The organism is Priestia sp. FSL R5-0597, assembly GCF_038006305.1.
GTDB classification, from domain to species: Bacteria; Bacillota; Bacilli; order Bacillales; family Bacillaceae_H; genus Priestia; species Priestia zanthoxyli.
The window spans coordinates 73,330-83,263 of the sequence record NZ_JBBOUZ010000004.1 but is presented as its reverse complement, the minus strand read 5'-3'; the positions used below and the strand labels follow the sequence as shown (position 1 = coordinate 83,263).

Annotated in this window: 3 protein-coding genes, 17 tRNA genes and 3 rRNA genes; 22 read left to right on the top strand and 1 reads right to left on the bottom strand. The window is 44.9% G+C overall.

Annotation, left to right across the window (positions count from 1 at the left end):
• Positions 1-78: 78 nt before the first annotated feature.
• From MKX72_RS28245 to MKX72_RS28140, 22 genes are all read left to right on the top strand, one after another.
• A 16S ribosomal RNA gene (locus MKX72_RS28245) occupies positions 79-1,630 on the top strand.
• Positions 1,631-1,855: 225 nt separating this feature from the next.
• A 23S ribosomal RNA gene (locus MKX72_RS28240) occupies positions 1,856-4,791 on the top strand.
• A gap of 63 nt (positions 4,792-4,854) precedes the next feature.
• Positions 4,855-4,970, top strand: a 5S ribosomal RNA gene (gene rrf, locus MKX72_RS28235).
• Together the 16S, 23S and 5S rRNA genes with 17 tRNA genes alongside form the textbook arrangement of a ribosomal RNA operon.
• Positions 4,971-5,084: 114 nt before the next feature.
• Positions 5,085-5,160, top strand: a tRNA-Val gene (locus tag MKX72_RS28230).
• 4 nt (positions 5,161-5,164) lie between these two features.
• Positions 5,165-5,240: transfer RNA gene (locus MKX72_RS28225), tRNA-Thr, on the top strand.
• An 8-nt stretch (positions 5,241-5,248) separates the two neighbouring features.
• Positions 5,249-5,332: transfer RNA gene (locus tag MKX72_RS28220), tRNA-Tyr, on the top strand.
• Between the two features lie 7 nt (positions 5,333-5,339).
• Positions 5,340-5,414, top strand: a tRNA-Gln gene (locus MKX72_RS28215).
• Between the two features lie 4 nt (positions 5,415-5,418).
• Positions 5,419-5,494, top strand: a tRNA-Lys gene (locus MKX72_RS28210).
• A 13-nt stretch (positions 5,495-5,507) separates the two neighbouring features.
• Positions 5,508-5,589 (top strand) — tRNA-Leu (locus tag MKX72_RS28205).
• 19 nt (positions 5,590-5,608) lie between these two features.
• Positions 5,609-5,683 (top strand) — tRNA-Gly (locus MKX72_RS28200).
• Positions 5,684-5,693: 10 nt separating this feature from the next.
• Positions 5,694-5,767 (top strand) — tRNA-Cys (locus MKX72_RS28195).
• A 12-nt stretch (positions 5,768-5,779) separates the two neighbouring features.
• Positions 5,780-5,868 (top strand) — tRNA-Leu (locus MKX72_RS28190).
• A gap of 9 nt (positions 5,869-5,877) precedes the next feature.
• Positions 5,878-5,954: transfer RNA gene (locus MKX72_RS28185), tRNA-Arg, on the top strand.
• Positions 5,955-5,958: 4 nt separating this feature from the next.
• A tRNA-Pro gene (locus MKX72_RS28180) sits at positions 5,959-6,035 on the top strand.
• A gap of 5 nt (positions 6,036-6,040) precedes the next feature.
• Positions 6,041-6,116: transfer RNA gene (locus MKX72_RS28175), tRNA-Ala, on the top strand.
• Between the two features lie 10 nt (positions 6,117-6,126).
• Positions 6,127-6,219, top strand: a tRNA-Ser gene (locus MKX72_RS28170).
• Between the two features lie 11 nt (positions 6,220-6,230).
• Positions 6,231-6,306: transfer RNA gene (locus MKX72_RS28165), tRNA-Asp, on the top strand.
• A gap of 11 nt (positions 6,307-6,317) precedes the next feature.
• Positions 6,318-6,391: transfer RNA gene (locus tag MKX72_RS28160), tRNA-Gly, on the top strand.
• 12 nt (positions 6,392-6,403) lie between these two features.
• A tRNA-Ile gene (locus tag MKX72_RS28155) sits at positions 6,404-6,477 on the top strand.
• Between the two features lie 42 nt (positions 6,478-6,519).
• Positions 6,520-6,591: transfer RNA gene (locus MKX72_RS28150), tRNA-Glu, on the top strand.
• Between the two features lie 917 nt (positions 6,592-7,508).
• A complete protein-coding gene (locus tag MKX72_RS28145) occupies positions 7,509-8,120 on the top strand; it encodes a recombinase family protein (RefSeq protein WP_098626685.1) in 612 nt (203 codons plus the stop codon).
• A gap of 180 nt (positions 8,121-8,300) precedes the next feature.
• Complete coding sequence (locus MKX72_RS28140; RefSeq protein WP_098626684.1) at positions 8,301-8,498, top strand: IDEAL domain-containing protein; 198 nt, start codon at positions 8,301-8,303, stop codon at positions 8,496-8,498.
• A gap of 551 nt (positions 8,499-9,049) precedes the next feature.
• On the opposite strand, the gene MKX72_RS28135 is transcribed toward MKX72_RS28140, so the two are convergent.
• Entirely contained in the window at positions 9,050-9,898 is an 849-nt protein-coding gene (locus tag MKX72_RS28135) for a hypothetical protein (RefSeq protein WP_154975028.1), read from the bottom strand.
• Positions 9,899-9,934: the final 36 nt, after the last annotated feature.

The following is a 9,934-nucleotide window of genomic DNA, read 5'->3' as shown; positions in this document are numbered from 1 at the left end:
CGGTTGAACTTTGAAAACTGAACAAAGCGACAAACGTCAACGTTAATTTTTATTTTTTAAATGAGCAAGTCAAACATTTCTTCGGAGAGTTTGATCCTGGCTCAGGATGAACGCTGGCGGCGTGCCTAATACATGCAAGTCGAGCGAACTGATTAGAAGCTTGCTTCTATGACGTTAGCGGCGGACGGGTGAGTAACACGTGGGCAACCTGCCTGTAAGACTGGGATAACTTCGGGAAACCGAAGCTAATACCGGATAGGATCTTCTCCTTCATGGGAGATGATTGAAAGATGGTTTCGGCTATCACTTACAGATGGGCCCGCGGTGCATTAGCTAGTTGGTGAGGTAACGGCTCACCAAGGCAACGATGCATAGCCGACCTGAGAGGGTGATCGGCCACACTGGGACTGAGACACGGCCCAGACTCCTACGGGAGGCAGCAGTAGGGAATCTTCCGCAATGGACGAAAGTCTGACGGAGCAACGCCGCGTGAGTGATGAAGGCTTTCGGGTCGTAAAACTCTGTTGTTAGGGAAGAACAAGTACGAGAGTAACTGCTCGTACCTTGACGGTACCTAACCAGAAAGCCACGGCTAACTACGTGCCAGCAGCCGCGGTAATACGTAGGTGGCAAGCGTTATCCGGAATTATTGGGCGTAAAGCGCGCGCAGGCGGTTTCTTAAGTCTGATGTGAAAGCCCACGGCTCAACCGTGGAGGGTCATTGGAAACTGGGGAACTTGAGTGCAGAAGAGAAAAGCGGAATTCCACGTGTAGCGGTGAAATGCGTAGAGATGTGGAGGAACACCAGTGGCGAAGGCGGCTTTTTGGTCTGTAACTGACGCTGAGGCGCGAAAGCGTGGGGAGCAAACAGGATTAGATACCCTGGTAGTCCACGCCGTAAACGATGAGTGCTAAGTGTTAGAGGGTTTCCGCCCTTTAGTGCTGCAGCTAACGCATTAAGCACTCCGCCTGGGGAGTACGGTCGCAAGACTGAAACTCAAAGGAATTGACGGGGGCCCGCACAAGCGGTGGAGCATGTGGTTTAATTCGAAGCAACGCGAAGAACCTTACCAGGTCTTGACATCCTCTGACAACTCTAGAGATAGAGCGTTCCCCTTCGGGGGACAGAGTGACAGGTGGTGCATGGTTGTCGTCAGCTCGTGTCGTGAGATGTTGGGTTAAGTCCCGCAACGAGCGCAACCCTTGATCTTAGTTGCCAGCATTTAGTTGGGCACTCTAAGGTGACTGCCGGTGACAAACCGGAGGAAGGTGGGGATGACGTCAAATCATCATGCCCCTTATGACCTGGGCTACACACGTGCTACAATGGATGGTACAAAGGGCTGCAAGACCGCGAGGTCAAGCCAATCCCATAAAACCATTCTCAGTTCGGATTGTAGGCTGCAACTCGCCTACATGAAGCTGGAATCGCTAGTAATCGCGGATCAGCATGCCGCGGTGAATACGTTCCCGGGCCTTGTACACACCGCCCGTCACACCACGAGAGTTTGTAACACCCGAAGTCGGTGGAGTAACCGTAAGGAGCTAGCCGCCTAAGGTGGGACAGATGATTGGGGTGAAGTCGTAACAAGGTAGCCGTATCGGAAGGTGCGGCTGGATCACCTCCTTTCTAAGGATTTTTACATGACGTACGTTTTGACACTTTGTTCAGTTTTGAGAGTTCAATCTCTCAATTATAGAAAGCACACTACTTTCTTCTTATTAGATAAGAAGAATTTTGGTTGCGATTGTTCTTTGAAAACTAGATAACAGTAATTGCTGAGGAAAAGTGAAACTTTTCTTTAATCAAACCAATAAATAACACAACTTTATGTTGTACCATTTATTCGCTAATGGTTAAGTTAGAAAGGGCGCACGGTGAATGCCTTGGCACTAGGAGCCGATGAAGGACGGGACTAACACCGATATGCTTCGGGGAGCTGTAAGTGAGCTTTGATCCGGAGATTTCCGAATGGGGAAACCCACTGTTCGTAATGGAACAGTATCTTTATCTGAATACATAGGATATTGAAGGCAGACCCGGGGAACTGAAACATCTAAGTACCCGGAGGAAGAGAAAGCAAATGCGATTTCCTGAGTAGCGGCGAGCGAAACGGAATTAGCCCAAACCAAGAGGCTTGCCTCTTGGGGTTGTAGGACACTCTATACGGAGTTACAAAGGAACGAAGTAAATGAAGCGACCTGGAAAGGTCCGTCGAAGAAGGTAACAACCCTGTAGTTGAAACTTCGTTCCCTCTTGAGTGGATCCTGAGTACGGCGGAACACGTGAAATTCCGTCGGAAGCTGGGAGGACCATCTCCCAAGGCTAAATACTACCTAGTGACCGATAGTGAACCAGTACCGTGAGGGAAAGGTGAAAAGCACCCCGGAAGGGGAGTGAAAGAGATCCTGAAACCGTGTGCCTACAAGTAGTCAGAGCCCGTTAATGGGTGATGGCGTGCCTTTTGTAGAATGAACCGGCGAGTTACGATCCCATGCAAGGTTAAGCTGATAAGGCGGAGCCGTAGCGAAAGCGAGTCTGAATAGGGCGTTTAGTATGTGGTTGTAGACCCGAAACCAGGTGATCTACCCATGTCCAGGGTGAAGTTCAGGTAACACTGAATGGAGGCCCGAACCCACGCACGTTGAAAAGTGCGGGGATGAGGTGTGGGTAGCGGAGAAATTCCAATCGAACCTGGAGATAGCTGGTTCTCTCCGAAATAGCTTTAGGGCTAGCCTCATGTTGTGAGAGTCTTGGAGGTAGAGCACTGATTGGACTAGGGGCCCCCAACGGGTTACCGAATTCAGTCAAACTCCGAATGCCAAAGACTTATCCATGGGAGTCAGACTGCGAGTGATAAGATCCGTAGTCAAAAGGGAAACAGCCCAGACCACCAGCTAAGGTCCCCAAGTATACGTTAAGTGGAAAAGGATGTGGAGTTGCTTAGACAACCAGGATGTTGGCTTAGAAGCAGCCACCATTTAAAGAGTGCGTAATAGCTCACTGGTCGAGTGACTCTGCGCCGAAAATGTACCGGGGCTAAACGTATCACCGAAGCTGTGGATTGACATCTTTGATGTCAGTGGTAGGAGAGCGTTCTAAGTGCAGCGAAGTCAGACCGTAAGGACTGGTGGAGCGCTTAGAAGTGAGAATGCCGGTATGAGTAGCGAAAGACAAGTGAGAATCTTGTCCACCGAATGCCTAAGGTTTCCTGAGGAAGGCTCGTCCGCTCAGGGTTAGTCGGGACCTAAGCCGAGGCTGAAAAGCGTAGGCGATGGCCAACAGGTTGATATTCCTGTACCACCTCCCCGCCGTTTGAGTAATGGGGGGACGCAGTAGGATAGGGTAAGCGCGCTGCTGGATATGCGCGTTCAAGCAGTTAGGCTGATGAGTAGGCAAATCCGCTCATCATGAAAGCTGAGCTGTGATGACGAGGGAACTATAGTACCGAAGTTCCTGATTCCACACTGCCAAGAAAAGCCTCTAGCGAGGCGGGAGGTGCCCGTACCGCAAACCGACACAGGTAGGCGAGGAGAGAATCCTAAGGTGATCGAGAGAACTCTCGTTAAGGAACTCGGCAAAATGACCCCGTAACTTCGGGAGAAGGGGTGCTCTGGTAGGGTGTATAGCCCGAGAGAGCCGCAGTGAATAGGCCCAGGCGACTGTTTAGCAAAAACACAGGTCTCTGCGAAGCCGCAAGGCGAAGTATAGGGGCTGACGCCTGCCCGGTGCTGGAAGGTTAAGAGGAGGGGTTATCCTTTGGGAGAAGCTCTGAATCGAAGCCCCAGTAAACGGCGGCCGTAACTATAACGGTCCTAAGGTAGCGAAATTCCTTGTCGGGTAAGTTCCGACCCGCACGAAAGGCGTAACGATCTGGGCACTGTCTCAACGAGAGACTCGGTGAAATTATAGTACCTGTGAAGATGCAGGTTACCCGCGACAGGACGGAAAGACCCCGTGGAGCTTTACTGTAGCCTGATATTGAATTTTGGTACAGCTTGTACAGGATAGGTAGGAGCCTGAGAAGCCGGAGCGCTAGCTTCGGTGGAGGCGTCGGTGGGATACTACCCTGGCTGTATTGAAATTCTAACCCGCGGCCCTGATCGGGCCGGGAGACAGTGTCAGGTGGGCAGTTTGACTGGGGCGGTCGCCTCCTAAAATGTAACGGAGGCGCCCAAAGGTTCCCTCAGAATGGTTGGAAATCATTCGTAGAGTGTAAAGGCACAAGGGAGCTTGACTGCGAGACCTACAAGTCGAGCAGGGACGAAAGTCGGGCTTAGTGATCCGGTGGTTCCGCATGGAAGGGCCATCGCTCAACGGATAAAAGCTACCCCGGGGATAACAGGCTTATCTCCCCCAAGAGTCCACATCGACGGGGAGGTTTGGCACCTCGATGTCGGCTCATCGCATCCTGGGGCTGTAGTCGGTCCCAAGGGTTGGGCTGTTCGCCCATTAAAGCGGTACGCGAGCTGGGTTCAGAACGTCGTGAGACAGTTCGGTCCCTATCCGTCGTGGGCGTAGGAAATTTGAGAGGAGCTGTCCTTAGTACGAGAGGACCGGGATGGACACACCGCTGGTGTACCAGTTGTCTTGCCAAAGGCATCGCTGGGTAGCTATGTGTGGACGGGATAAGTGCTGAAAGCATCTAAGCATGAAGCCCCCCTCAAGATGAGATTTCCCATAGCGCAAGCTAGTAAGATCCCTGAAAGATGATCAGGTTGATAGGTCAGAGGTGGAAGCGTGGCGACATGTGTAGCTGACTGATACTAATCGATCGAGGACTTAACCAAACTTTTAAAAGCGTAAGCTTTACTCAGCCAACTGTTATCTAGTTTTGAGAGAGCAATCTCTTGTCTGGTGGCGATAGCGAAGAGGTCACACCCGTTCCCATACCGAACACGGAAGTTAAGCTCTTTAGCGCCAATGGTAGTTGGGACTTTGTCCCTGTGAGAGTAGGACGTTGCCAGGCAATGAATAAAACCCCTTATGAGTCTCTTGTAAAGAGCATAGGGGTTTTTTATTTGAAATAGTTTATTATGAGTATTCAAAATAACGCTTATTAACGCGCTTATATAGATTCTTTGGAGGATTAGCTCAGCTGGGAGAGCACCTGCCTTACAAGCAGGGGGTCGGCGGTTCGATCCCGTCATCCTCCACCATCGTGCCGGTGTAGCTCAACTGGTAGAGCAACTGACTTGTAATCAGTAGGTTGGGGGTTCAAGTCCTCTTGCCGGCACCATTTATATCGGAGGGGTAGCGAAGTGGCTAAACGCGGCGGACTGTAAATCCGCTCCTTCGGGTTCGGCAGTTCGAATCTGCCCCCCTCCACCATCTTTATTGGGCTATCGCCAAGCGGTAAGGCAACGGATTTTGATTCCGTCATGCGTTGGTTCGAATCCAGCTAGCCCAGCCATAGAGAGCCATTAGCTCAGTTGGTAGAGCATCTGACTTTTAATCAGAGGGTCGAAGGTTCGAGTCCTTCATGGCTCACCAGTTATATTTACACGCGGGTGTGGCGGAATTGGCAGACGCGCTAGACTTAGGATCTAGTGTCTTATGACGTGGGGGTTCAAGTCCCTTCACCCGCATCTTAATTTAGATAAATGCGCGGAAGTAGTTCAGTGGTAGAACACCACCTTGCCAAGGTGGGGGTCGCGAGTTCGAACCTCGTCTTCCGCTCCATATATATATTGGCGGCATAGCCAAGTGGTAAGGCCAAGGTCTGCAAAACCTTTATCACCGGTTCAAATCCGGTTGCCGCCTCCAGGTATAAGTCCTGCCGGGGTGGTGGGATTGGCAGACACACAGGACTTAAAATCCTGCGGTAGGCGACTACCGTGCCGGTTCAAGTCCGGCCCTCGGCACCATTTTAATAAGCGCCCGTAGCTCAATTGGATAGAGCGTTTGACTACGGATCAAAAGGTTAGGGGTTCGAATCCTCTCGGGCGCGCCATAACCGGGAAGTAGCTCAGCTTGGTAGAGCACTTGGTTTGGGACCAAGGGGTCGCAGGTTCGAATCCTGTCTTCCCGACCATTTATGGGGCCTTAGCTCAGCTGGGAGAGCGCCTGCCTTGCACGCAGGAGGTCAGCGGTTCGATCCCGCTAGGCTCCACCATACAGTACACGGAGGAATACCCAAGTCCGGCTGAAGGGATCGGTCTTGAAAACCGACAGGGGTGTTAAAGCCCGCGGGGGTTCGAATCCCTCTTCCTCCGCCATTTTCTATTTTGGTCCCGTGGTGTAGCGGTTAACATGCCTGCCTGTCACGCAGGAGATCGCGGGTTCGATTCCCGTCGGGACCGCCACTTTAAAATATGCGGGTGTAGTTTAGTGGTAAAACCTCAGCCTTCCAAGCTGATGTCGTGAGTTCGATTCTCATCACCCGCTCCAAATCCAAGTAAAGGGCCTATAGCTCAGCTGGTTAGAGCGCACGCCTGATAAGCGTGAGGTCGGTGGTTCGAGTCCACTTAGGCCCATCATGTTTTATAGTAATTGAATTTAACTTATAAATTGATACTGGCCCGTTGGTCAAGCGGTTAAGACACCGCCCTTTCACGGCGGTAACACGGGTTCGATTCCCGTACGGGTCATCAAAAAAGCAGTTTGCATTTGCAAACTGCTTTTTTATTTCTATTAAATAAAATTAGGAGGAGATTGAATAAGAAAAGCTAAATAAGCTGTGGTAGCTTCTGCCGTAGGGTTAGTTATTTAGTTATTTAGTTAGCGACTCCATTAGCTCTACCGAATTTAGGAGGTTCTTCTGGATCAGCAGAAGCTGCTGATGTTGAAGGAGACGTAACGGAAAAAGCGTTCTTTGAATCTGCTCAATAGTACAATGTGATGGTACTGGGTCTTTAGAGGATGATTCGAACAAACAGGTGATGACCAAAAAACGGTCAACTTTCATAGACCTTAACCGAATGGACTCTTCTGTAACGAGAAACAATGTTTAAAGATCTCCACCATTTTATGTATTAATAACTTAAAACCCTAAATAAAATATTCTCCTTAATATAAATGCCTTTATAAAAGTTGTGCTAATCTCTTTTCTTAATTGCTGAAAATTTGTATCTAATCCCCCCATTGTGTGTAAAACAAAAGTTAAATTCCTTACAGAGCGTTTCTCTGCACGTTAAAGACATATAATTTAATGTTTTTTATTAATAAATGCTGTAATTAAATAATCTCTGCATAAATTTAGACCTTTCTTCTTATCACATTAATTTAATAGGGGATATAATATCAATTTCCTATGTATTGTTCATGACATAGTTATTTGGCTAATGTTTAAATCACTAAGGAAATACTTCTATACATTTAATAAATATATAAAAGGAAAGTTCGTAAAAGTATACTTTTACGAACTTTCCTTTTATATAAGAAATCTACTATTTTTATCGTTCGTTTAAGTGGGAAAATTAATTACGAACGTTCTCTTTATCTCATACACTTTTACGAACGTTTTTGGTAGAATAAAAAGGAGATAGACACAAAAGGGAGTATAAAAATGGAAAATAGAAAATTTGGATACATCCGTGTAAGCAGCCGAGATCAAAATGAAGGACGACAACTTCAGTCCATGGAAGAAGTGGGCATTTCTCCTCGAGATATTTTCATCGATAAACAAAGTGGAAAAAATTTTAATCGAGAACAGTACCAATTACTAAAACGAATGATTCGTAAAGGCGATATTCTTTATATTCATTCACTAGATCGTTTTGGTCGTAACAAAGAAGAAATTTTACAAGAGTGGAATGCTATTACGAAAGAAATTGAGGCAGACATTGTTGTCTTGGATATGCCTCTGCTTGATACGACTCAGTATAAGGATAGTTTGGGAACCTTTATTGCAGATTTGGTTCTTCAAATTTTGTCCTGGATGGCGCAAGAAGAACGAGATCGTATTCGTAAACGCCAGCGAGAAGGAATTAATGCTGCGCTGAAGAGTGGTATATCTTTTGGCCGTCCTAAAGCCCAAGTTAGCCAAGATTTTATTGAGGCTTATAACCGTTGGAAGCGAAATGAAATTACAGCCGTACAGGCAATGAAGGAAGCGAATGTAAAAAAGACCACGTTTTATAAATTAGTAAAACAACATGAGGATGCAATGAATATGTAAACTATTTAAGCTAATTTATGTTTTACCTTTAGAGTTTTGAAATAAATATTATTCCTTGTGTCAAGTTACCTTTTATTCCACATTCTTCTATATACTAATTTATCTATTAACCTCGTATTAAAACAATGAAAAAAGGAAACACTATTTTTAAAAGAGAAATGATAAAGGGGTTAATCGTTTATGGAAAAAAATATATCCAACGAAATGAGTCAAATTGAAAAAAATATATCTGATGAAATATTAGCTGAATTGTTTTTAAGTCAAGTAACAAAACAATTCAAAAGAGGTAAAATTCTTCAAGAAATTGATCAGTCCTTAAAGAATAAAGACAAAGAAGCTTTTTTGCGTTTAACGGATGAACTAAAATTTGTATCTTAGTAAATAATTAGAAATAGGAATTCATTATATAAACAAACCAGACTGAGCATCTTTCATAAGAGGTTAAGAACACAATTATTATGGTTTAGCTTCAATATAAATGGGATAATGAGCAGGAAAATGTATTTCTATTAAGATTAGTAAATAAGCAAGCATGCAGCAGATCATAATTGCTCCTGTTACTAAAGCGCAACGAAGAAATTTCTTCATTATTTTATGTCTTTGAAACTTATTAAAGTTAATAATGTTACTCATAAAATCCTCCCTTTCCGGATTGATGGAGACATATTGTAAAAAGAAGATAAAACTATCTTCCTTAAAGATCAAAGGAATAGTTTTATCTTTTAATGTAACACGATCATACGTACTAAGAAATAGTAAGTTGTGAGATGAAGGAGATAATATGTTATAAAAAGTAAACTTATACAAATGAAATAATAAATTGCAGCTTTTCGCTAGTTATATAAGCTGGCGATTTTGGCATTTTAAGAATGGAAAGTTTCCTAAGGTTACCCTACCTACTCTTAATGTAGTCTTCTTTATTCCTCAAGCTATTGAACGCGAGTTTTTATGGTTTGCAAAGTAGCTATATTATTTTGGACTGTTAAATTTAATTCATAGTATCCTCTCTCGCTGGATATACATGCATAGTCCCCTGAACATCCAGTTACAAAAAACGAGGTATTAGGAAAGTTAGGATTGATTGTAACTGAGTTAGCAAAAAATTTATGTGCATGATGAGTGAAAATCGCTAAAATTTTGTTCCTTACGTTAGAGGGTATAGCATTAAAAAACATGTTTGTCTGCATTTGAATCATAACATGATCACCATGTATTTCCGTAGTTATACCTGGAACTCTCAAAGGCCAATGAAAATCAATAATGTAATAATAGTTAGGATCTAAGTTACTTAGCAAGTTTAAGCTATCCTGGCTAAATACCCCGCCTCGACCATTATCTAACCAAACATGACGCACCAACCCTTGCGTTCCAGGAATAACTCTATAGCCAGTTAAATAACGATTGATGTACTGTCGAAATAAACCTCTACTGTTATTTCTGTTAGTAGCCTCCCAGTTTCCTATAGAAGATCTGAAGGGAATTGATCCTAAAACATTATTTAAAATATTAGTGAACTGTTGGTAATATGTTTCAGCTACTTGTATTGAAGAAGCACCTAAAGCGTGTACATCATCTCCACCAAATATAATATATCGTTTATTACCATTGTTCACTACTCTTTGCAAAAGGGTATTAAACATACTTTGACTGTTTAAAAAACCTACATGACTATCACCTACAACTGCTAAATTAACTGTAGTAGCTAGTGGAAGTCCTGGTTGATTTTGAACGCAGTCATTTTCTCTTTTACCTTTATCGTTCTTAATGATTTTTACCACCCTTTCTGTCTATTGTTCTTGATATATTATTCATTA